Annotated in this window: 18 protein-coding genes; 7 read left to right on the forward strand and 11 right to left on the reverse strand. The window is 56.7% G+C overall.

The window, feature by feature from the left end; all coding sequences use genetic code 11:
• Window positions 1-138 precede the first annotated feature (138 nt).
• The gene (locus ACO6EE_RS03490) at window positions 139-1,047 is read left to right on the forward strand and encodes an acetamidase/formamidase family protein (RefSeq protein ID WP_485959267.1); all 909 of its coding nucleotides are present in this window, start codon (window positions 139-141) and stop codon (window positions 1,045-1,047) included.
• 133 nt (window positions 1,048-1,180) lie between these two features.
• On the opposite strand, the gene ACO6EE_RS03495 is transcribed toward ACO6EE_RS03490, so the two are convergent.
• From ACO6EE_RS03495 to ACO6EE_RS03540, 10 genes are all read right to left on the reverse strand, one after another.
• Window positions 1,181-1,873, reverse strand: a complete 693-nt coding sequence (locus ACO6EE_RS03495; RefSeq protein ID WP_485959268.1) for an epoxyqueuosine reductase QueH — start codon at window positions 1,871-1,873, stop codon at window positions 1,181-1,183.
• Between the two features lie 250 nt (window positions 1,874-2,123).
• Window positions 2,124-2,330 (reverse strand): YbdD/YjiX family protein, encoded by a 207-nt coding sequence (locus tag ACO6EE_RS03500; RefSeq protein ID WP_003824655.1) that lies wholly within the window; start codon window positions 2,328-2,330, stop codon window positions 2,124-2,126.
• A complete protein-coding gene (locus ACO6EE_RS03505) occupies window positions 2,320-4,410 on the reverse strand; it encodes a carbon starvation CstA family protein (protein WP_485959270.1) in 2,091 nt (696 codons plus the stop codon). The genes ACO6EE_RS03500 and ACO6EE_RS03505 overlap by 11 nt, the downstream gene beginning before the upstream one ends.
• Window positions 4,411-5,025: 615 nt before the next feature.
• Window positions 5,026-6,471: a TolC family protein gene (locus ACO6EE_RS03510; protein WP_485959272.1), complete on the reverse strand. Its 1,446-nt coding sequence runs from the start codon at window positions 6,469-6,471 to the stop codon at window positions 5,026-5,028.
• A gap of 202 nt (window positions 6,472-6,673) precedes the next feature.
• Entirely contained in the window at window positions 6,674-8,611 is a 1,938-nt protein-coding gene (locus ACO6EE_RS03515) for a MacB family efflux pump subunit (RefSeq protein ID WP_485959391.1), read from the reverse strand.
• A gap of 122 nt (window positions 8,612-8,733) precedes the next feature.
• Window positions 8,734-9,897 (reverse strand): efflux RND transporter periplasmic adaptor subunit, encoded by a 1,164-nt coding sequence (locus tag ACO6EE_RS03520; protein WP_485959274.1) that lies wholly within the window; start codon window positions 9,895-9,897, stop codon window positions 8,734-8,736.
• 209 nt (window positions 9,898-10,106) lie between these two features.
• Window positions 10,107-11,447: a M16 family metallopeptidase gene (locus ACO6EE_RS03525; protein WP_485959276.1), complete on the reverse strand. Its 1,341-nt coding sequence runs from the start codon at window positions 11,445-11,447 to the stop codon at window positions 10,107-10,109.
• A gap of 127 nt (window positions 11,448-11,574) precedes the next feature.
• Complete coding sequence (locus ACO6EE_RS03530) at window positions 11,575-12,885, reverse strand: M16 family metallopeptidase (RefSeq protein ID WP_485959277.1); 1,311 nt, start codon at window positions 12,883-12,885, stop codon at window positions 11,575-11,577.
• A gap of 148 nt (window positions 12,886-13,033) precedes the next feature.
• Window positions 13,034-13,522, reverse strand: a complete 489-nt coding sequence (locus ACO6EE_RS03535; protein ID WP_485959279.1) for a cupin domain-containing protein — start codon at window positions 13,520-13,522, stop codon at window positions 13,034-13,036.
• 184 nt (window positions 13,523-13,706) lie between these two features.
• Window positions 13,707-14,513 carry a cytochrome C assembly family protein gene (locus ACO6EE_RS03540; protein WP_485959281.1) on the reverse strand — a complete coding sequence of 269 codons (807 nt, stop codon included), beginning with the start codon at window positions 14,511-14,513 and terminating at the stop codon, window positions 13,707-13,709.
• A 306-nt stretch (window positions 14,514-14,819) separates the two neighbouring features.
• On the opposite strand from ACO6EE_RS03540, the gene ffh reads away from it, so the two are divergent.
• The 6 genes from ffh to ACO6EE_RS03570 all read left to right on the forward strand — a co-directional run bounded on the left by ffh (window position 14,820) and on the right by ACO6EE_RS03570 (window position 20,425).
• Entirely contained in the window at window positions 14,820-16,181 is a 1,362-nt protein-coding gene (ffh, locus tag ACO6EE_RS03545) for a signal recognition particle protein (protein ID WP_485959283.1), read from the forward strand.
• A 187-nt stretch (window positions 16,182-16,368) separates the two neighbouring features.
• Entirely contained in the window at window positions 16,369-17,298 is a 930-nt protein-coding gene (locus tag ACO6EE_RS03550) for a polysaccharide deacetylase family protein (protein WP_485959284.1), read from the forward strand.
• 165 nt (window positions 17,299-17,463) lie between these two features.
• Window positions 17,464-18,162 (forward strand): DUF3108 domain-containing protein, encoded by a 699-nt coding sequence (locus tag ACO6EE_RS03555; protein ID WP_064106014.1) that lies wholly within the window; start codon window positions 17,464-17,466, stop codon window positions 18,160-18,162.
• Between the two features lie 127 nt (window positions 18,163-18,289).
• A complete protein-coding gene (locus ACO6EE_RS03560; RefSeq protein ID WP_485959286.1) occupies window positions 18,290-19,552 on the forward strand; it encodes an RsmB/NOP family class I SAM-dependent RNA methyltransferase in 1,263 nt (420 codons plus the stop codon).
• Window positions 19,553-19,682: 130 nt separating this feature from the next.
• Complete coding sequence (grxD, locus tag ACO6EE_RS03565; RefSeq protein WP_003824637.1) at window positions 19,683-19,997, forward strand: Grx4 family monothiol glutaredoxin; 315 nt, start codon at window positions 19,683-19,685, stop codon at window positions 19,995-19,997.
• A gap of 134 nt (window positions 19,998-20,131) precedes the next feature.
• The gene (locus ACO6EE_RS03570) at window positions 20,132-20,425 is read left to right on the forward strand and encodes an H-NS histone family protein (RefSeq protein ID WP_023887574.1); all 294 of its coding nucleotides are present in this window, start codon (window positions 20,132-20,134) and stop codon (window positions 20,423-20,425) included.
• A gap of 64 nt (window positions 20,426-20,489) precedes the next feature.
• Here the strand turns inward: ACO6EE_RS03570 and ppk2 are convergent, their stop codons facing one another.
• On the reverse strand, window positions 20,490-21,416 hold the full coding sequence (gene ppk2 / locus ACO6EE_RS03575; RefSeq protein ID WP_485959287.1) for a polyphosphate kinase 2: 927 nt from the start codon (window positions 21,414-21,416) through the stop codon (window positions 20,490-20,492).
• Window positions 21,417-21,730 lie beyond the last annotated feature (314 nt).

The raw sequence follows: 21,730 nt of genomic DNA on the forward strand, positions 1-21,730 counted from the left end.
TTATTTCTCTGTTTCTGATGATGAGTAGCACCTTTTTTGTTACTTATGCCGCAAAAGGCTACCTGAAAATGTAGAGCGCCAAGCAATTTTCAGGTAGCCTTACAGCCGACCCATTCCCCAACCACAAGGATACCTGCCATGACCACACTCCTCACCATTCCCGCCAGCCAAACCGTATTCGCCATGTCGCCCGACAATGCCCCCGTGCTGCGTGCCGCATCGGGCAGCCGCGTGCGTTTTGAAACCTGCGACTGCTTCACCAACCAAATCCAAACCGCTGCCGACACTTTCGACAATCTCGACTGGAACCGCATCAATCCCGCCACCGGCCCCCTGTTTGTGGAAGGCGCCGAGCCAGGCGACACCCTGCGCGTGCACATCCGCCGCCTCGAATTGGGCAAACAGGCCGTGCTCGCCACCCTGCCAGGCGCAGGCGTGGCCGGCAACCGGCTGGAACGCGGGCGCATCGACATCGTGCCGGTGGAAGACAACCATGTTGTCTTGTTCGGCAAAGTGCGCCTGCCGCTCAACCCAATGATCGGCGTAATCGGCACCGCACCCGCCGAAGGCGCCATCAGCTGCGGCACGCCCGATTCACATGGCGGCAATATGGACACCAAAATCATCACCGAAGGCACCACGCTGCTCCTGCCGGTAAACGTACCCGGCGCGCTGCTGGCCATGGGTGATTTACACGCCGGCATGGGCGACGGCGAAGTGGGCATTTCCGGCCTGGAAATCAAAGGCGCGGTAGAAGTGGACGTGAGCGTCATCAAAGGCCGCCCCTACCCCCTGCCGCTGGCCGTTACCGCCGATTGCTGCTACACCATCGCCTCCAGCCCCGATTTGGATCAAGCCGCCGAAACCGCCACCCTGATGGCCACCGACCTGCTCACCGCCCACGGCGGGCTCGACACCAACCAAGCCATCGCCTTGCAAAGCATCGCCGGCGATTTGCAAGTGTGCCAAGTGGTCGATCCCAACAAAACCTGCCGCTTCGCCCTGCCGCGCAGGGTAACGGAACAATTAGGGATTGAGCTGCCGTAACGCGTGTCCTTGATTGGAAATAGTAAAAGGCTACCTGAAAGTTTAGCTTCACAGGAATTTCGCTTTATAGCGTTATTTCGTTGAAGCCAAACTTTCAGGTAGCCTTATTGATGCGCAAAGCAACGGGAGAAGCTTAAGCTTGCTCCTCTTCGTCTCCATAATACTTCACCCCGATTTTAATCGGCGGCCGGCCTTGTGATTTGCGGTAGGCGTTAGAATCGCGCAGGGAATAAGCACAGCCGCAGTATTCCTGCTGGTAGAAGTGTTCCCGCTTGCTGATTTCGATCATGCGTGCGCTGCCACCGCCTTTGCGCCAGTTGAAATCCCAATACACCAAGCCGGGATACTGTTCAGCGGCACGGCGGCCGCAATCATTAATCTGGTTCATGTTTTTCCAGCGGGAAATGCCGAGGCTGCTGGTGAACACAGGAAAGCCGTTTTCGTGGGCATATTGGGCGGCTTTTTCAAAACGCATGTCGAAGCACATGGTGCAGCGAATGCCGCGCTCGGGCTCAAACTCCATGCCTTTGGCTTTCTCAAACCATTCTTTGCGGTCGTTTTCGTAATCGTCGTCTTTATCGATGAAGGGAATGCCGAATTTGTCGGCAAAACGCATATTTTCTTCTTTGCGCAGCAGATATTCTTTGAGCGGGTGGATGTTGGGATTGTAGAAATAGATGGTGTAGTCGATGCCGGAAGCAAGCAGGGCTTCCATCACTTCACCGCTGCATGGGGCACAGCAGGAGTGGAGCAAGACTTTGTTCTGCCCACCCGGCGGAACAAGCACGGGGCGGCTGATGGGGCTAACTTCAAGAGTGTGGTTCATGGTTTTTCCGTCATTTAGTTTGGGCAGGATTTTAACACCAAACGCAGCAGGGCTGCGGGCCTACGGGTTAAAGCCAAGGAAAAAACGTTTTCAGGTAGCCTTTTTATGTTTTGCAAAGGCTACCTGAAAATATTACAACCAATAGTAGCAAGGCATGGTCTCTGTGCTCAGCATGTCAATCGCAGCTATAAGAGAAAACCGCTTGAAAGGGCATGCCTTTTCAAGCGGTTTAGTTTGGCTAAAGCCGGAATCAGCAGCAGCGGCCGCCGTTGGCTCCACAGCGGCGTTTACGGCAGTAGTCTGCAAACTGCTGCTCGGTCATCACCGGTGCGTTGGGGTTATAGCGCCGTTGGCGTGCCACGTAGTTGGCGTAATCCGGCACGCCCACCATCAGGTTGGCAGTCAGCTTAGCTGTTTTCCAAGCCTGATGGAGACGCTGTTTCAGCTTATGCTTCATTCACGGCCTCGGAGCTTGCGCCGGCGGTTTCGTTACGGAATACCGGCGGGATTTCCTGAGCGGTCGGCCAGCCGACTTTACGGGCTTTCAGGGCTACCTGAAGACCATAAATCCCCACCACAACCACTACAGCCAAGAACAGCACGGTCAGGCCGGAGTTTACATAGTCGTTGAAGGCGATACGGCTCATCTCTTCGGCGGTTTTAGCCGGAGCCAAGATTTCGCCACGAGCCAAGGCTTCTTTGTATTTGGCAGCGTGGGCCATAAAGCTTACGCGCGGGTTGGAATCGAACACTTTTTGCCAGCCGGCATAGCAGGTTACCAGCAATACACCAAGCGCCGGAACCAAAGTAACCCAAATGTAGCGGTCGCGTTTCATCTTAATCAGAACCACGGTACACAGAATCAGAGCCACACCTGCAAGCATCTGGTTGGCGATACCAAACAGCGGCCACAGAGAGTTGATGCCGCCCAACGGGTCGGTTACACCGGTGTAGAGGAAGTAGCCCCACAGTGCAACGGCCATAAAGGTGGCAATCAAGTTAGCCGGTAGGCTGTCGGTGTTGCCGAAGGGTTTGTAGAAGATACTGCCCAAGTCCTGGATCATGAAGCGGGCCACACGGGTACCGGCGTCCACAGCAGTCAGGATGAACAGGGCTTCAAACAGCAGCGCGAAGTGATACCAGAATGCCATCATGCTTTCGCCCGGGATCAGCTGGCTCATGATGTGAGCCATACCCACGGCCAGAGTCGGCGCACCGCCTGCACGAGACAGGATGGTGTGTTCGCCCACTTCTTTGGCCACGTGCAGCAGAGTGGCTTCGCTTACCGGGAAGCCCAGCTGGGTGGTGATCACGTGTGCGGCATTGGCAGCGTCGGTGCCGATGAGGGCAGCCGGGCTGTTCATGGCGAAGTACACACCAGGATCAAGCGAAGAAGCGGCAGCCAGCGCCATAATGGCCACAAAGCTTTCCATGATCATGCCGCCGTAGCCGATCATGCGTACGTGCTCTTCGTTTTCCACCATTTTCGGAGTGGTACCTGAAGAAATCAAGGCATGGAAGCCGGATACCGCACCGCAGGCGATGGTGATAAACAGGAAGGGGAAGAGATGGCCTGAGAATACCGGGCCAGTACCGTCGATAAAACGGGTAACGGCGTGCATTTGCAGCGGCGGGCTAACAATAACGATGCCCAAGGCCAATGCAATGATGGTACCGATTTTCAGGAAGGTGGAGAGGTAGTCACGCGGGGTGAGCAGCAGCCACACCGGCAACACGGAAGCGATGAAACCGTAGATCATCACTGCCCAGGCGATAGACAGGCCTTCCAAATCGAAGATATGCCCAAAGGAGCTTTCAGCCACGTTTTTACCATACACAATCGCCAACACCAGCAGGATAAAGCCGACGATAGAAATCTCGCCGATTTTGCCCGGACGGATATAGCGGGTGTAGATACCCATAAACAGGGCGATCGGGATGGTGGTGGCGATGGTGAAGGTACCCCACGGGCTGTGGATCAAGGCTTTTACCACAATCAGCGCCAGCACGGCCATAATGATTACCATGATCATCAAAATGCCGATGGAGGCAATCACGCCGGCTACAGTACCCAGCTCTTGTTTCACGATGTCGCCCAATGATTTACCATCACGGCGCATGGATACGAACAACACCATCGCGTCCTGAACCGCACCGGCAAACACCACGCCGAAGATAATCCACAGCGTGCCGGGCAGATAACCCATCTGCGCGGCCAACACCGGGCCTACCAACGGGCCGGCGCCGGCGATGGCGGCAAAATGATGGCCGAACAGCACGCCTTTGTGCGTCGGCACATAGTCCAAGCCGTCGTTATGACGCTCGGCCGGCGTGAGCCGGTTGGGATCGAGCTGCATTACGTTTTTGGCAATGTAGAGGCTATAAAAGCGGTAGGCAATGGCATATACGGAGACGGCAGCAATCACCATCCACACCGCACTTACCTGCTCACCGCGATGGATAGCCAAAGTGGTAAAGGCGGCCAAGCCAGCCAACACCACAACGCCCCATATCAGGAAGCTTTTGAGTTTGCTCATGATAACAACACTCCGATTCAACAAACATAAAACGGCTGCTTGGCCAGGCCATACCGCCCAACTCGGCAGCCCCTATCCAGCAATCAAACGCTATGCTAAAGACACAAACGTCTTAACTACCAAACGGCACAAGCTTAACATATTTGTGGGAATAATTACGTTAAATTTTCAAGCAAGAGCGGCTGTTTTTGCCACGTTTTAGACGGAAAAGCCTAGATTCAGTACAAAAATATACTGGAGCAAGAATAATTTGACTTGGATCAACAAATCACCATCGGATAACACCATTATTGGTTTTTACAAAAAAATCGGCAGGCGAAGGTAAAGTTTGTTTGTCGGGCTTGAGTTGTATTGACGCTTTTCAGGTAGCCTCTTGAGCCTTGGCAATCGCCAAGATAGCAGCAAAAGGCCACCTGAAAATGTGGGGAGCAGACAGAGCAAAATGTCAGAGTGGCAATACCAACCTAATCATCAAGTTTCAGGTAGCCTCCCGCTAGGTAATGGCTGCATTGGCTGTTTGCTGCTGGTATGACCAACGGCTACCTGAAAACAACCAAACCGGACGGCTGTATGCCCGCCCGGTTTGGTTGTTCCATAGATAAATCAGGCGGCAAACTACTGCGCTGGCTGCGCCGCTGGGGCAGGAGCTTTCCGGTAACGGCCGGCCATGGCTTTATACACCATGCTTTCGTAGCGCAGGGCTTGGTAGCGGGCTTCAAGTAGGCTTTGCGCGCCGGAGTATTCGGTGTTCAGTGCGGAGAGCCAGTCTTTGAGCTCGTTGCGGCCGTGCTGGTAGCGCACGCGGTAGTAGCGGCTGTTTTCAACATCGAGCCGGTAACGGCGGCGCTGATTTTCCAGGGTTTGGCGGCTGGCGCGGTATTGGCGGTAGTTGGTATCGACTTCGTTGAGCGCGGTGGTAAGGGCTTTTTCGAAGGCAAGTTTGGCGTTGTCAAAGTTGGCTTCGGCGCTGCGGTCTTTCCAGTGCATGGTGCGCCAGTTGAGGAAGGGCAGGTTGAGGCTGACGCTGCCGCCCAATATCGGCACGTTGAACAGGTTTTTGCTGTGTTCGGACGAGGTGCTCAGCGCGGCATTCAGCGTGATGCTGGGATACCAGCTGCGGTATTGCGCCTGCTGGCTTTTGAGGGCGGACTGTAGGCGGTAGTCGGCGGCGATGAGGTCGGGGCGGGCGGCGAGGGTGGAGATGGGCACATTCAAATCGAGTTTGCCGCCTTCGGGCAGGCGGAAAGATTCGGGCTGCACGGCCATTGCCTGGCCGGGGCGCAGGTTGAGCAAGTTGCGCAGGGTGGCTTCGGTGTTGCTGCGGCTCTGTTGCAGCGACAGCAGGCTGTTTTCGGCGGCAAGCAGGGATTGCTCGGCCTGGGTAACCTCAATCGAGGCCACGCGGCCGTGGCGGTATTTGCTGCGGGCGATTTGCAGGATTTGTTTGTATTGCTCGATGGTTTTTTCGGTGAGCTTAATGGCTTCGTTGAGATAGGCTACCTGAAAATAAGCATCGGCCACATTGTTGATTACGGTGAGTCGCGTGGCGGCCAAATCTTGCTCGGTGGCGCGCTGCTCCCACGCCTGGGCAGAGGCGGCGGCATTGAGTTTGCGCCACAAATCCAGCTCGTAGCTTAAGCCGAGCTGACTGCTGTAACTGTGGCTGTTTTGGCGGGTGTCGAGGTTGCGGTTGGCATTGGCGCCGAGCGAAGCGTTGAATTCGGGCACGAGGTTGGCGCCCAGGATGTTGGCCTGATACAGGGCTTTGTTCACGCTGACGGCGGCCTGTTTCAAATCCACGTTATTAGCCAAGGCCTGTTCCACCAGAGCATTCAGTCCGCTGTCGCCGAAAGTTTGCCACCAATCGCCCTCGGTTTGGTAGGCGCAACCGGCGGGATCGGGGCAGTGGCCGCTCTCGCTGGCGGCGGTTTGCACACTGCCTTCGCGCTGAGCTTGGGAGAGGCCGATTTGGGTGTTGGGGGTTTGGTCGATGGCGCAGCCGGCAAGCAGTAGCAGAGCCAGCGCGGCAGCGCGGACGGGCGGGTGGGCTGTGTGGTTCATAAACCCTCGTTTCTTGGTTGGGTATCGGGTGGGTTTCAGGTAGCCTGGGTCGCAGGGTTGGAGGCTACCTGAAAAATAGTTCACTTCGGTTGTTAATCCAGTTTTAGCTTGTTTTCAGGTAGCCCCTGCCTACCGATGGCAGGCTACCTGAAAATAGCGGGCAGCATTTAATTTGATGGCTGCTCACACTTTCCGCCCGCCGCTAATCGCGCGACAGGGCGGCAATCGGGTTGAGCTTGGAGGCGTTCTTGGCGGGCATGAAGCCGAACAGCACGCCGATGAAGGTGGAGCAGCACACCGCGCTCACAATCGACCAGGTGGAGAAAGACATAGCAAACTCGCTGGCCATCGCATTGAAGCCCAAGCCGATTAAATAGGAGAGCAGAATGCCGGCCGCACCACCGATGAGGCAGATAAGCACGGCTTCAATCAGAAACTGCTGCAAAATATTGCCCTGACGCGCGCCGATGGCCATGCGCACGCCGATTTCCTTGGTGCGCTCGGTTACCGACACCAGCATGATGTTCATCACGCCAATACCGCCCACCACCAATGAAATCAGGGCAATACAAGAAATCAGCAGGGTCATCGCGCCGGTGGTTTTTTCAATGGTTTGCTTGATGCTGTCGCTGTTGCTGGTGAAGAAATCTTCCTTGCCGTGCCACGCCAGCAGTAGCTCTTTGATGCCCTGCTCAGCCACAGAAGTGCTCACATCGTCGCGGATTTTCACGGTAACTGCGCTGATGTAGCGTTCGCCGGAAATGCGGTTCATCACCGTGGTGTAGGGCGCCCACATTTGCAGGCTGTCGCCCCCGCCGAAGCCGTTTTGCTCTTCCGCGCTGATGCCGATTACGCGCAGCGGGCGTTTACCGAACAGAATGGTTTGGCCGATGGGGTTGGTGCCTTCCGGGAACAACTGCTTGCGGGTGTTCGGGTCGATTACCACCACTTGCGCGGCAGCATCCACGTCGTCTTGGTTAAACAGCCGGCCTTGGTCTAGTTTGATGCCGCGCACGTTGAAATACTGTTCGCCCGCGCCGTAGAGCTGGGCGGTAACGTTGGTGTTGCGGTAGGTAACTGTGGCGTTGGAAGTGGTCAGCGGGGTAACGCTATCCACATAGCTTTGTTTGCCGATGGCTTCGGCGTCGGCAATGGTAAGCGTACGGATGCGGCCTCGGTGGCGGTCGCCAAAGCTCTTGCCGGGATACACGCCGATGGTGTTGGTGCCGATGGCGCTGATGTCGGAGAGGATTTTCTCCTGCGTGCCGCGTCCCAACGCCACCACGGAGACCACCGATGCAATGCCGATAATGATGCCGAGCATGGTGAGCAGGGAACGCATTTTGTGCGACATGATGGCCTGTACCGACATCTTGAAGGCTTCCACAAACTGGTCTTTATAAAACAGCCAAGATGCCTTTTCGGCGCGGCTTTCCACGCTGCTGGGCGGGATGTCGGCGCTTTTGCTGGTGTCGGCGATGATTTCGCCGTCTTTGATTTCAATCACGCGGTTGGCAAAGGCGGCGATTTTCGGATCGTGCGTTACCAAAATAACGGTGTGGCCTTTTGCGTGCAGCCCGCGGATGATTTCCATCACCATCTCGCCGCTGCCGGAATCGAGCGCGCCGGTGGGCTCGTCGGCCAGGATGATTTCGCCGCCGTTCATCAGGGCGCGGGCAATGGACACGCGTTGCTGCTGGCCGCCGGAGAGCTGGTTGGGGCGGTTGTCTTCTTTGCCTTCCAAGCCCAAATCGGCCAAAAGCTGGGTGGCGCGTTCGTATCGCGCTTTCTGATCCATGCCGGCATACACGGCGGGCAGGGCTACGTTGTCGCGTGCACTCAATGCGCCCAACAGGTTGTAGCGCTGGAAAATGAAGCCGAACTTGCGCCGGCGCAGTGCGGCCAGCTCGTCGCCGCTCATCTGCGAAGCTTCCACGCCGTCGATTTGATACGAGCCGGAAGTGGCGCTATCGAGACAGCCGATGATGTTCATCAGCGTGGATTTGCCGGAGCCGGATTGGCCGATGATGGCAATGAAATCGCCTTTTTGGATGGTGAGGCTGATGTCTTTTAAAACGTGGACGCGGTTGGCGTCTTCACCAAAATAGCGGTTGATGTTGCGGCATTCGATTAGGTTCATATGCATACGGCTTTCGTTGCGGCTGGGGAGGCTACCTGAAACGATAGAAGCAGGCTTTAAAGTATGGTTTCAGGTAGCCTTTAGGTTTTCAGGTAGCCTGATATGGCAAAGCGAGAGCCAGCTTATATCGGCGGGCCGCCCTGCCACTCTTTCACCGTGCCGTCGCTCTCCGACACAATCACTTTTTCGCCCTCTTTCACACCCGATTTCACTTCGGTGCGCGTACCGTCGCTGATGCCCACGGTAATCGTGCGCTCTTCCACTTGGTTGTCGGCTTTCAGCACGCGCACATAGCGTTCGTGGCCGCGCTGCTTCACCGCGGTGGAGGGAACGGTTAGCACGTTTTTGGCTTCGCCGATCACGATATTGTTTTGCGTGGTCATACCGATGGCGAGCTTGCCGTCTTCGTTCGGCACGAGCGCGCGGGCGTAGTAGTAGATGGCGGTGCTGGTGGTGTCGGTGCTGGTGGTGTAGCTGCCTTGCGACAGGGTGGTTAAGCCCGGATCGACGCTATCCAGCTTGGCTTCCCGTTCGCTGTCGGGGTCGGCCAGGGTGGTAAACAGCAGGGTTTGGCCGGCGCGCACTTTGGTTACATCGCCCTCGGCAATCTGCATTTTGTTCAACATGCGGCTCAAATCGGCCACTTGGCCGATGGCGGGCGTGGTTTGTACCGCGTTCACGGTTTGCCCTTCTTCCACTTTCACCGAAACCATCGTGCCGGAAATCGGCGCCGTGATGCGGGTGTAGCCCAAATCGGCCTCGGCCGTGTTGATGGCGATGCGGGTTTGGCGGATGGAAGATTGCAGCTCGCCCACCTGCGCCTTGGCCGCGGCATACGAGCCCTGCGCGCTTTCCAGCTCTTCTTTGGAGGTGGCATTTTCCGCCCACAGCGCCTGCTCGCGGCGGTATTTGCGTTCGGCGTTTTGCAGCGCCACGCGGGCAGACACGAGCTGCGCCTGATAGGTTTCCAGCTTGGCCTTATTCGTGTTCAGCGCGTTGAGCTGGGTGGTGGAATCGATTTCGGCGATGAGGTCGCCCTTTTCCACATGCTGCCCGAGCTTCACGTATAGATGCTTGATCTGGCCGGAAGCCTGGGCGCCCACATCCACCAGTTGCGCGGCGGAAATCTCGCCGGTGGCGGATACGGTTTGGCGCACATCGGCACGTTTCACTGCTTCGGTGAGATAGGTGGTTTGTGGCTTGCTCGGCTTCAAAAAGGCATAGCCCGCTGCGCCCACAGCCAACGCCGCCACTGCCCACAATGTCCATTTCAACGGTTTTTTCATCTTGTTCCGCCTGCCCTTTCCGGCAGCTGTTAAGAAATATGGTTATTCTAGAAAACTGCCGCTGCTTGCGCTATCTGATTAACCTATCCTTACCCCGCCGAGGCTTTGTTGGCAGGGCTTTACGGAAATTAGGGTTGCAGAAAAGGCTACCTGAAAGTTTCAGGTAGCCTTTTGTTTGATCACGCTTGGTTCAATCAAGCGGATTGTGCCTAACGCCTTCTGCCGTGGCTGCGGCGGGCGGCGGGTTTGCCGGCTTGGGGCATACCGACCACGGTGGTGTGCAGGCCGGTTACGCGGCGTTGCCAGGCGGCTTTCACCTCTTCGGCGCTCAGGCGGGAAACGACTGCCGGGTAGCGGCTGAGGTAGTCGTCGGGCAGGTTGTAGAGGCCGATGAGTTTCAGGTAGCCCAACAGTTCGGCGTTGGTGTCGAAGCGCAGGGGGAAGCTGCCCACGAGATTAGCTTTGGCTTGGGCAAGTTCGGCTTCGGTGGGGCCGTTGGCGGCGAATTCCTGCAACACTTTCTGCGTGTCGGCCAGGGCGGCGGCGGCACGGGATTTCTCGGTGGCGAATGAGATAGTGAGCGGGCCTTGGGCGCGCAGGGGGGTGAGGCGGGAGGAGGCGCCGTAGGTGTAGCCGTGTTGGTCGCGCAAGACTTTCATCAGCCGGCTATCAAAACTGCCGCCGCCGAGGATGTAGTTGCCCACGGCCAAGGCGTAGTAGTCGGGATCATTCGGCGTGATGATGGGCATGCCCAATACGATGTGCGCCTGGGTGCCGCTGTGCGGCAAGGTTTGGGTTTGTACCGCGCCATGGGTGGCTTCAGGCAGGGGTGGCAAGGCTTGGCCGGTGGGCAAGTCGCCGGTGAGTTTGCTCACGATTGCTTCGGCCTGGCTGCGGCTCACATCGCCCACAATTGCCACCACGGCGTTGCGGCGGGTGAAATATTGCTGGTGGAAGCGGTGCAGGTCGGCAGGGGTGATGCGTCGGATGGTTTGCTCGCTGGTGCGGGCGGGGTAGCCGTAGGGATGGGCGGGATACACCTGCCGGGTGTTGGCTACGGAAGCGAGGAAATCGGGCTGGGTGCGGTTTTGTTTGAGGGTTTCCACCGCACGGTCTTGCTCGCGTTTGAGCACGGCCGGGTCGAAGCTGGGCTCAACCAACACGTCGCGCATCAGGCCGAGGGCGGGGTTGAGGATATCCGGCTTGAAGAGGCTGCGCAGGCGTACGCCGGAGGTCTCGGTGGTGTTGTAGCTGGAAAGGCTCACGGCCAAATCGGCCACGCGCTGGAGCAGGGCTTCTTCGCCCAGGCTTTTGGTGCCGGTGTCGGCTAAGCCGGCGGCGAAATCGGCCACGCCGATTTTGTTGGCGCTGTCGCGGCTGCTGCCGGCATCGAAGGCCACGTCGATATCGACAATCGGGTTTTCATGCCGCTCCACCAGCAGCACTTTGGTGCCCTCGGCGGTTTGCCAGCGCTGAATCGGAATATTCTCGGCCAACGCGGCGGCGGGCAGCAGGCAGGCCAGCAGCAGGGTGCGGAACAGGGGTTTCATGGGGATTTACTCCTAAATTTGGATACGGTTTTGGCTGCGCTGAAGCGGGCGCTTTCAGGTAGCCTGTTAATTTAGAACCGGAAGGCTACCTGAAAATATTCCTACTTTTTCAGGTAGCCTTTGCCGCTTATTTGGATTCGGGATACAGCACCACGGTGGTGTGCTTCTGCGCCAGGAGCCAGCGGGCGGCCTCGCGCACTTCTTCGGCGCTCACGGCCAAGCGGCGGCGGAGAATTTCGTCTTCATCCGTGTAGGAGAAGCCGGCCGATTCCAGCGAGCCGATGTTGGTGGCTTGGGTTTCCATCGAGTCTTTGCCAAACTCGCGCGCGGCCAGGCTGCGGTTGCGCACACGCGCCAATTCTTCTTCGCTCACACCGTGTTCGGCAATTTGGCGCACTTCGTTCAAAAACGCTGCCGTGAGCTGCTCGGGCTTCACATTCGGCGCGGGCGTGCCGCTAAACAGCAGCACATCCGGCGAGCGGGTGAGCATATCGTAGCCCATCGAGGCTTCCACGGCGACTTCGCGGCCGCGCACCAAGTTGCGCTCGATGCGGGCAGACATGCTGCCGTCGAGCACGTCGGCCAGCATATTCAACGCATAGGGCAGCTTGTCGTCTACCTTGCGCAGGGCGGGCACCTGAATAGCCAAACCCACCACCGGCGAGCTTACCGGCGCGGTAGAGCGGGCGGAGCGGTTGGCCGTTTGCGGCGGCTCGGTTAAATCATTACGCGCGGGCAGCGGGTGGTCGGGCAGGCTGCCGAACAGTTTTTCCGCGTTATCCAACACTTCGCCCGCCTTCACATCGCCCACAACCACCAGCGTGGCATTGTGCGGCGCATACCAGGCGCGGTACCACTGGCGCAAATCTTCCGGCTTGAGCGTGTGCAAATCCGCCTCATAGCCGATAACCGGCGCACGGTTTTCCGGCTTGGCATAGGCATTCAGATTAATCTGCTCCCACATTTTGCCGTCGGGGTCGTTATCGGTGGTGAGGCGTCGCTCTTCGCGGATTACCTTCATTTCGTTTTCAAAATCGGCATCGCTGAAATTCAGGTTCACCATGCGGTCGGCCTCCAGCTCCAGCACCTGCGGCAGGCTGGCTACGGCAAATTCTTGGTGATACACGGTTTCGTTGCGCGAAGTGAACGCGTTGTCGCTGCCGCCCAGCGCGGAAATGCGGCGGCTGAACTCGCCGGCGGGCACGGTGGGCGTACCTTTAAACATCATGTGCTCCAAGGCGTGGCTCAGGCCGGTTTTGCCTGCGTGCTCGTCGGCACTGCCCACCTTAAACCACAGCTGCGTAACCGCCACCGGCGCACGGTGGTCTTCGCGCACAATCACTTTCATACCATTGGCCAGCACGCGCGACTGCGTTTCTGCCGCCGCCGGCACCACAGAAGCCGCCAGCACGGCGGCCACAAGCAATGAACGGAACATAAGTTTTCCTAAAAACGGGAAGAGGCTGCATGATACCGAAATTTTCGGCAAAGGGCACTTGGAGCGGTCTGAATCAAAGATAAAGGCTACCTGAAACTTTCAGGTAGCCTCTGCCGTGATTGCGAGCCTCTGCCGTGATTGCGTCAGATTACCGCGCGGCCGGAGCAGCGGGCGCAGTGCTCTGCAGCTGGCCGATAAAGTTGATGAAGCGCAGCGGCCGACGGCCGGTATTTTTCAGCGAGTGCGACTGGCCTGGGCGGGCGATGGTCACGTCGCCGGCAGACACCGGCACTTCCTTGCCGTCTGAGCCCACAAATATGCCGCGGCCTTCCACAATCAGATATACGTCTTCATTAATGGTGTGCCCGTGCAGGCCGATAGACGCGCCCGGCGGCAGCGTGAGCCAGCCGATTTCGCGGATTGCATCCTGCTCGCCGGTTTGGTGGCGGGTGTAGGCGAAACGCCCCAGCAGCTTGCCCTCGCCGCCGGCGGCTTTTTCGCGGTCCCACTGCTGGAAGTCGGCTGCTTTGTATACTTGAATGCTGCGGTCTACCGGCGTTTTGCTCGGCTCATTCGCCCAAGCGCCGGTGCTGGCCAACAGAGCGGCAGTGGCAACGGATAAAATTACTTTTTTCATCGGGTATCTCCTGTGGTTGAAATCAAGGGGAAACAAAAGAATCGGGCGCAGAATAACAGCAACGGGGCAGCAGTCAAACCTGCAGGCGGGCTTATCTGCCGCTTATTTGATGTATGCCAAACATGGTGCGAACAAAGGCTACCTGAAAACTTTCAGGTAGCCTTCCCCATTCATCCCAACGCATTCACACCCGATGCAGCAACACCTGCAACACAAACTTGCTGCCCACATAAGCCAGCATCAGGCACACAAACCCGGCCACACACCACAGCGCCGCCGTACGGCCGCGCCAGCGGCGGGTGCGGTGTAGCAGCAGAATGCCGGCATACACCAGCCACGAAAGCACGCCGAACACGCTTTTGTGCGTGAGCGCGAGCGGCTTGCCGAAAATCTCCAGCGGAAACAGCAAGGCGCCGCCCACGGAAACGCTCAGCAGCACAAAGCCCGCCAGCATGCTTTGAAACATCAGCTTTTCCAAACTCAACAGCGGCGGCAGAAACGATATCAGCGGAGAAATGCGGTGATTGCGCAGGCAGCGGTTTAGCAGCAACACCAATAGCGCCAACAGCGCGGCAATGCCAAACAGGCTATACGACAACACCGATGCGCCCACATGCAGTGCGAAGGATATATTGTCCACTGCATAATCTGCGCCCGGTGCCGGCCACTGCGCGGCAGCCAGCATGGAAAGCGCGGCAAAGGGATAGAGCAGCAGCTGCAAGCCCTTCAACGAATAAAAGAAACTGCCACACCAATACAGCAGCAGCATCAGCCAGGTAACCAAGCACAAGGCATAGCCGATGCCGTTGGGGAAGCGGCTGAGCAGCAGCGGCTGCCACACCACTGCCGCATGCGCGGGCAGCAACGCCGCCAGCAACAGCAGCTCGCCCTTGAGCGGATATGGCAGCCGGGCATTTTGCCGCCCAAACCACCAGGCAAACACGCCCATGCCGCCATAGAGCAGCCCGAGCAAAACAAACAATACAGCCATGCTTTTTCCGTGTGTTGCGCGCCCGCTTTTCCATCAGGAAAGCCGCAAAGGCTGCGCGTAATAGTGTAAAATGCCGCGATTTTAGCAAACTTTGCCGCCTGCCAGGGGCTACCTGAAAGCAAAGCGTCAGCGCAATTAAAACGCTATGCAGCGAAGTTCCTACAAAACTAAAGCCCCGCTTCAGCAAATTTAACCAACCCGCTATCCCCATTCCGAATCAAACCCATTTATCGGTTGGGCAAAACCGCCAGCAATAAAGCGAGCCAAGGCAGCATCTAAGCGGTTTCACCCAGCATAAGGAACAATATGTTAGACAATCTATCCGGTCGCCTCAGCCAGTGGGCCAAAAAAATGCGCGGCCAAGCGCGCCTCTCTGAAGACAACATCAAAGAAGCCCTGCGCGAAGTGCGCATGGCGCTGCTGGAAGCCGATGTAGCGCTGCCGGTGGTGAAAGACTTTATGGCCAGCGTGAAAGAACGCGCCGTCGGCCACGAAGTAATCGGCAGCCTCACGCCAGGCCAGGCCTTTATCGGCGTGGTCAACCAAGCGCTCACCGAGCTGATGGGCACGCAAAGCAGCAGCCTCAATCTGGCCGCCGTGCCGCCTGCCGTGGTGCTGATGGCCGGCCTGCAGGGCGCGGGTAAAACCACCACCGCCGGCAAGCTCGCCCGCCTGCTCAAAGAAGAGCAGCGCAAAAAAGTGCTGCTGGTGTCGGCCGACGTATACCGTCCCGCCGCCATTGAGCAACTGCGCCTCCTGGCTGAGCAAGTGGGCGCGGATTTCTTCCCCTCCGACGTTTCCCAGCAGCCCGTGGCCATCGCCCAGGCCGCGCTTGATTACGCCAAAAAGCATTTCTACGACGTGCTGATGGTCGACACCGCCGGCCGATTGGCGGTGGACGAAGTCATGATGGCCGAAATCAAGGCTCTGCATGAAGCCGTGAATCCGGTGGAAACCCTGTTTGTGGTGGATGCCATGCTCGGCCAGGATGCCGTAAACACCGCCCAGGCCTTCAACGAAGCCCTGCCGCTCACCGGTGTGATCCTGACCAAAATGGACGGCGACGCGCGCGGCGGCGCGGCACTTTCCGTGCGCCACGTTACCGGCAAGCCGATTAAATTCATCGGTACAGGCGAAAAAATCGGCGGCCTCGAGCCTTTCCACCCCGACCGCATCGCCGGCCGCATTCTCGGCATGGGCGACGTGCTTTCCCTGATTGAAGACGTGCAAAAAGGCATCGATCAGGAAGTGGCCGAACGCATGGCCAAAAAGCTGCACAAGGGCAAAGGCTTCGACCTGAACGATTTCAAAGCCCAAATCCAGCAGATGCGCAATATGGGCGGCATCGAATCTCTCATGTCCAAACTGCCCGGCGAGATGGGGCAGCTTTCCGCACAAATCCCGGAAGGCACGGCGGAAAAAGCCATGAGCAAAGTGGAAGCCATCATCAATTCCATGACCCCGAAAGAGCGTGCCAATCCGGCTCTGCTCAAAGCCAGCCGCAAACGCCGCATCGCCGCCGGCGCCGGCACCACCGTGCAGGAAGTGAACAAAATGCTCAAGCAGTTCGAGCAGTCGCAAAAAATGATGAAAATGTTCGGCGGCAAAGGCATGGGCAAACTCATGCGCATGGCGCAAGGCATGAAAGGCCTGTTCCCCGGGCGTTAAACCCTCTGAATGAAATATCAGAAGGCTACCTGAAAATGGTTTTTCAGGTAGCCTTTTCCGTATCCGAACAGCTTTGTCGATTAAATAAAAATATAGCCGTAAACCCGCCTGCGATACTTTTAGATAGCCACCTGCCCGCCTATAATCAGGCTACCTGAAACCCAACCGTTTATATAGAAAGCCCATCATGTGCATCCGCCTGCTCCCCCTCGTTTCCGCCCTATTGCTCGCCGCCTGCGGCCAAATCACTGACACCCTGCCCACACCTGCCGCCAACCAAACCGCTACTCCCGCCGCATCCGAATCAGCCACCAGCACGACTGCCGAACAAACAGCCCGTAAGCCCGACTTTACCCCGTACAATTCGCATCCCACCGTCGTACGCCCCGGGCAGACCGCCTCCCCCATTCCTGCTGTCGCCACACGTTCCTACGATTTCTTCCACCAAAAACGTTGCTATCCTGGCGGCAAACTCTGCGCCGAAGTCCGCCTTACCTTGCCCGATACTGGCATTGCCTGGCTAAACCGCTTTTGGCGCGAAAGCTTCTACAACAATCAATCCACCAAAGAGCAGACAATAAAAAATGATGCCTCCCTGCGCCGCTCCTATCAAAACGAACTCAACAGATTAGCCGCTAAAGTGAAAACAAACGATTACGGCGAAGCACTTTACCAATCCACTTCCGATGTCCGCTTCCTTTACCAACGTGATAATTTGGCTTTTTTTGAATCATCCTTCGATATATACGAAGGCGGTGCCCATGGGTGGAGCAGGCTAAATTACTGGATCATGGACTTGGAAAAACACAAACTGCTTGAGCTTCAAGATATCCTCCTGCCCTGGCGTGAGAACGAAAGCGAAGTCCTCCAGCTTCTACAAAACAGCTTCGACGTATATCTAGAAGACAACAAAATGGAGACCATGTCGGAAACAGAGCGGAAGTTGGATAAAAGCTACCTTTACAATGCCAGCATCCTCTTTACCGCAAATGGGTTGCTATTCCATTACAATGATACCGTATTACCCGGCCACGGTTACGCCCAAGGACAAGTTGATCTAACCATTGATTGGATTAGCCTCAATCAATTCATCAAACCCGAATACCGCTGGAAATAAATCCCTGTCGATTTTTCAGGTAGCCTCCTGCCTGCCACAGGCTACCTGAAAAATCCAGTCAAACCATGTAACCGCACGCCCCCGATGCAAAACTTAAGGCTATAATGCCGCCCCAAAGCCGCTGATTCTCAGCGCACCTTCCCTTTTTCAGCAAAGGAACCCCAAATGACCAGTCTCACCCTCCGCCTCGGCACTGCCGCCGCCCTGTGCGCCGCCGCACTGGCCGCGCCCACTGCCGCTGCCGAAACTGCCTTTCCCAAAAACGCCGAGCTGCACTACATCGGCCCCTATGGCGTGCCCGCTGTGATGACCTTCAACCAAAACGGCGGCCGCTACAACGTAAACGCCGACATCAACGTGCCGCTCTACAAAATGCGCTTTTCCTCCAGCGGCAGCATCAGCGGCAACCGCCTGCAGCCTGCCCGCTACAGCGACACCCGCAAAGGCCGCGCCTATGCCGGCGCCACTTTCGACTACGGCAGCAAAACCATCACCTACGGCAAAGCCGGCCACACCGAAAGCCAGCCGCTTGCCGGCCCCACTTTCGACCTCTTTACCTTGGCCTGGCAGCTTGCGCTCAATAATGGCCAACTGCCCGCCAACCTGCACATTACCAACGGCAAACGCGTTTACCCCGTGCGCGGCATGACCCGCCTGCCTTCCGCCCGCTACAACATCAACGGCGCCAGCATTGCGGTAAACCGCTTCCGTGTACAGCGCGGTGACGACACCATCGAATATTCCTTCGCCCCCGATTTTGCCAACATCCCCGCCCTCATCAAATATACCGACGACGGCAAAACCTACGAGCTCAAACTGCGTAGCGGCAAAATCGACGGCACCCCGCTGCAACCGCCCAAGTAAGCAGCAAACGCAGGCTACCTGAAATGCCAAACAAACAGACAAGCCGCCCCACAGCCTGTCTGTTTCTTATCTGCCCATTTTCAGGTAGCCTTCCCCTTTCCCAGGCTACCTGAAACCTCGCGCCCAAATGACCCCTGCCCAACTCCTCCACACCTCCACCCTGCTCGGCCAAGTGCTCGGCTTCGAACAACCCGCTGATGCCCTCGTTTCCGCCTATTTCCGCAGCCACAAAAAACTCGGCCGCCAAGACCGGCACGAAATCGCCGAAACCGTGTTTGCCGCCCTGCGCCATTTGCAGAAAATCCAAAGCGTGCTGCCCGAGCCCGTGCGCCAATCCCGCCGTGCTGCGCTGGCTGCCCTGGTATTGGGTCGCGGCATCAGCATTTCCGCCCTGGCCGATTGCGCCAATGCCGAAGAAACCGAGTTTCTAGGCTACCTGAAAGCCAAAAAAACCGAGTTTGCCGCGCAGCTGAACACCGCTGCCGAACTGCCCGAGTGGCTCATCGCCCAACTGCGCGCCCAAGGCTGGAACGACGAACACATCCTCGCCTTCGGCCGCAGCACCGCCACCCCCGCCCCGCTCGATTTGCGCGTGAACACCCTCCAAGCCAAACGCGACAAGGTGCTCGCCCAGCTACAAGATGAAGGCATCCGCTGCGAAGCCACGCCTTATTCGCCGTGGGGCATCCGCCTGCACGACAAATCTGCCCTCATGCGCCACCCGCTGTTTTTAGAAGGCGCCATCGAAGTGCAAGACGAAGGCAGCCAGCTGCTCGCCCGCCTCACCGGCGCGCGGCGCGGCGAAATCATCGTCGATTTCTGCGCCGGCGCGGGCGGCAAAACCCTCGCCCTGGGCGCCGCCATGAATAACAGCGGCCGCCTCTACGCCTTCGATGTGGCCGAAAAGCGCCTGGCCAAACTCAAACCGCGCATGGTGCGTGCCGGCCTCACCAACATCAGCCCGCAGCGCATCGGCAGCGAAACCGACCCGCGCCTCGAACGCCTCATCGGTAAAGCCGACCGCGTGCTGGTGGACGCCCCCTGCTCCGGGCTGGGCACACTGCGCCGCAACCCCGATTTGAAATACCGCCAATCGCCCGAACGCATCGCCGAATTGGCAAAACAACAGGCTGCCATCCTCGAAGCTGCCGCCCGCCTGGTGCGCCCCGGTGGCCGTTTGGTGTATGCCACCTGTAGCGTGCTCGCAACTGAAAACGAACAGCAGGCCGAGAGCTTCAGCGATGCCCACCCCGATTGGCAGCTGGCCAACGCCGCCGAACTGCTGCCCGACTGCCCGGAATTATTTTCAGGTAGCCCCTATCTGCAACTCTCCACCGCAGAACACCGCACAGACGGCTTCTTCGCCGCCGTGTGGACGCGCCCGGCATAGTCGGCAAATCGGCTATGGCACATCCATTTCGCTGCTGCTTCCGGTATCGAAAGCAAATGTAATCCGCTATAATGGCCGCCGTTTTGCATCCGAATTTTGATTCATATTTAATCCATAAAAGGAAAACACCATGAGCATCCAAGAAGAAATCAAACAATTCGTAAACAGCAACCGCATCGTGCTGTTTATGAAAGGCACCAAACAATTCCCGCAATGCGGTTTCTCTTCCCGCGCCGTGCAAATCCTGCAAGCCGCCGGCTGCAATGATTTCGTTACGGTAAACGTATTGGAAAACCCAGAAATCCGCCAAGGCATCAAAGAATACGCCAACTGGCCCACCATCCCGCAACTGTATGTAAACGGCGAATTTGTGGGCGGATCTGATATTCTGATGGAAATGTATGAAGCCGGCGAATTGCAAGATTTGCTGAAAGCCGAAGCCTGATTTTCTATAAAGAAACTAAGCTGGTTTGGTACATATTCGTGCCAAACCGGCAATTTATTTCTAGCATAACAAATCAAAATACCTTTATAATCAGCCCAGAAATAAATTTTAACAACCTCCACAAAGGAAACATCATGGCAGCACGCGAAACTTTAGACCAACTCTTGGAGCAGAAGAAAACCTTGGAAGACCGTATCCAACGCCGTTTGGCTTCCGAGCGTAAAAAGAAAGTCAATCAGATTCTGGCCATTATGCGAGACTTTGAAATCAGCGTTGCCGATATCGAAGCCGGCCTGAAAGAAAAACAAAGCCGCCCGCAATACCGCAACCCCAAAACCGGCGCAGTGTGGGGCGGCGTGGGCAAACGGCCGAAATGGATTGTAGAAGCCCAAGAAAAAGGCATCGACATCAAGAAATTCTTGGTATAACTGTTGCCCATACAGCATAAAAGGCTACCTGAAAGTTCTCAGGTAGCCTTTTTCATGTTATGCCTTAATCCGCATTCATATTGATGGTGTCTTTAAATTGTGCGTTGGGCACTTGCACAATCAGCGGGTCAACTGGGCCGATAGCTTTGAGATCGCGGTCGGGATAGTCGAGAGCATGCAGGAAGAAGCGGATACAGTTGAGGCGGGCGCGTTTTTTGTCGTCAGACTTAATAATAGTCCAAGGCGCATCCCCAGTATGGGTGTGGAAGAACATGGTGTTCTTGGCTTCGGTATAAGCGTCCCAACGGTCGAGCGACTCGATGTCTACAGGCGAAAGTTTCCAGTGTTTCAACGGGTCGTCGCGTCGAGAGATGAAGCGGCGCAGCTGTTCTTCGCGTGATACGGAAAACCAGAACTTGAACAGGTGCATCCCGCTGTTTACCAACATGCGCTCCAATTCGGGCGCTTGGCGCATGAATTGCAGGTATTCGTGCGGTTCGCAAAAGCCCATTACGCGTTCTACGCCGGCACGGTTGTACCAAGAGCGGTCGAAAAACACCATTTCGCCGGCAGTGGGCAGGTGGCTGATGTAGCGCTGGAAATACCATTGGCCGCGTTCGCGGTCGCTGGGCTTCTCCAAAGCCACCACGCGGGCGCCGCGCGGATTGAGGTGTTCCATGTAGCGTTTGATGGTACCGCCTTTACCGGCGGCATCGCGGCCTTCAAATATGGCGGCGATGCGGCTGCCGCTCTCTTTCACCCAGCTTTGTACTTTGAGCAACTCGATTTGCAGCTTTTTCTTTTCTTTTTCGTACACATTGCGGCTGATGCGGGTGCGGTAAGGATAGCTTTCGGGTAGTGGTGCAACAGATGAATCTTCACTACTGCGGTTACCACTGTATTGCAGCACTTGTTCTTCAAATACTTGCAGGCGGTCTTTGCGCTCTGCCAGATCGATTTCTTCAAATGGTTTGAGTTGATGATCGGTCATGGTGTGCCCCTTATGGCGTGTTAGAAAATAAAATTTATCCTTTTGACTATTAAGGCTATTTTACATTATGGCAGGCTACCTGAAAAGTGAATTTTCCATTTATCATTCATGCCAATCTAATTATTTCAAACAGGTATAAAGTGTGGTGGAAAACTACATGGTTAGGAGAGTAAACGTTGTATTATTTCTATTGGAACGACCATATGGTTGAAGCATTTATTTTCTCATGCAAGGAGAGCTAACACGATATAAGAAAATAAGTGTTTAGCTACCCTCACCAAGAATAAAACAGCCCGAATCTTGCAGATTCGGGC

It is taken from the genome of Eikenella sp., assembly GCF_057315495.1.

Excerpts from the sequence above, each read along its gene's own strand:
- ACO6EE_RS03490 (WP_485959267.1), top strand. The coding sequence starts at position 139 with ATGACCACACTCCTCACCATTCCCGCCAGCCAAACCGTATTCGCCATG.
- ACO6EE_RS03495 (WP_485959268.1), bottom strand. The coding sequence starts at position 1,873 with ATGAACCACACTCTTGAAGTTAGCCCCATCAGCCGCCCCGTGCTTGTT.
- ACO6EE_RS03500 (WP_003824655.1), bottom strand. The coding sequence starts at position 2,330 with ATGAAGCATAAGCTGAAACAGCGTCTCCATCAGGCTTGGAAAACAGCT.
- ACO6EE_RS03505 (WP_485959270.1), bottom strand. The coding sequence starts at position 4,410 with ATGAGCAAACTCAAAAGCTTCCTGATATGGGGCGTTGTGGTGTTGGCT.
- ACO6EE_RS03510 (WP_485959272.1), bottom strand. The coding sequence starts at position 6,471 with ATGAACCACACAGCCCACCCGCCCGTCCGCGCTGCCGCGCTGGCTCTG.
- ACO6EE_RS03515 (WP_485959391.1), bottom strand. The coding sequence starts at position 8,611 with ATGAACCTAATCGAATGCCGCAACATCAACCGCTATTTTGGTGAAGAC.
- ACO6EE_RS03520 (WP_485959274.1), bottom strand. The coding sequence starts at position 9,897 with ATGAAAAAACCGTTGAAATGGACATTGTGGGCAGTGGCGGCGTTGGCT.
- ACO6EE_RS03525 (WP_485959276.1), bottom strand. The coding sequence starts at position 11,447 with ATGAAACCCCTGTTCCGCACCCTGCTGCTGGCCTGCCTGCTGCCCGCC.
- ACO6EE_RS03530 (WP_485959277.1), bottom strand. The coding sequence starts at position 12,885 with ATGTTCCGTTCATTGCTTGTGGCCGCCGTGCTGGCGGCTTCTGTGGTG.
- ACO6EE_RS03535 (WP_485959279.1), bottom strand. The coding sequence starts at position 13,522 with ATGAAAAAAGTAATTTTATCCGTTGCCACTGCCGCTCTGTTGGCCAGC.
- ACO6EE_RS03540 (WP_485959281.1), bottom strand. The coding sequence starts at position 14,513 with ATGGCTGTATTGTTTGTTTTGCTCGGGCTGCTCTATGGCGGCATGGGC.
- ffh (WP_485959283.1), top strand. The coding sequence starts at position 14,820 with ATGTTAGACAATCTATCCGGTCGCCTCAGCCAGTGGGCCAAAAAAATG.
- ACO6EE_RS03550 (WP_485959284.1), top strand. The coding sequence starts at position 16,369 with ATGTGCATCCGCCTGCTCCCCCTCGTTTCCGCCCTATTGCTCGCCGCC.
- ACO6EE_RS03555 (WP_064106014.1), top strand. The coding sequence starts at position 17,464 with ATGACCAGTCTCACCCTCCGCCTCGGCACTGCCGCCGCCCTGTGCGCC.
- ACO6EE_RS03560 (WP_485959286.1), top strand. The coding sequence starts at position 18,290 with ATGACCCCTGCCCAACTCCTCCACACCTCCACCCTGCTCGGCCAAGTG.
- grxD (WP_003824637.1), top strand. The coding sequence starts at position 19,683 with ATGAGCATCCAAGAAGAAATCAAACAATTCGTAAACAGCAACCGCATC.
- ACO6EE_RS03570 (WP_023887574.1), top strand. The coding sequence starts at position 20,132 with ATGGCAGCACGCGAAACTTTAGACCAACTCTTGGAGCAGAAGAAAACC.
- ppk2 (WP_485959287.1), bottom strand. The coding sequence starts at position 21,416 with ATGACCGATCATCAACTCAAACCATTTGAAGAAATCGATCTGGCAGAG.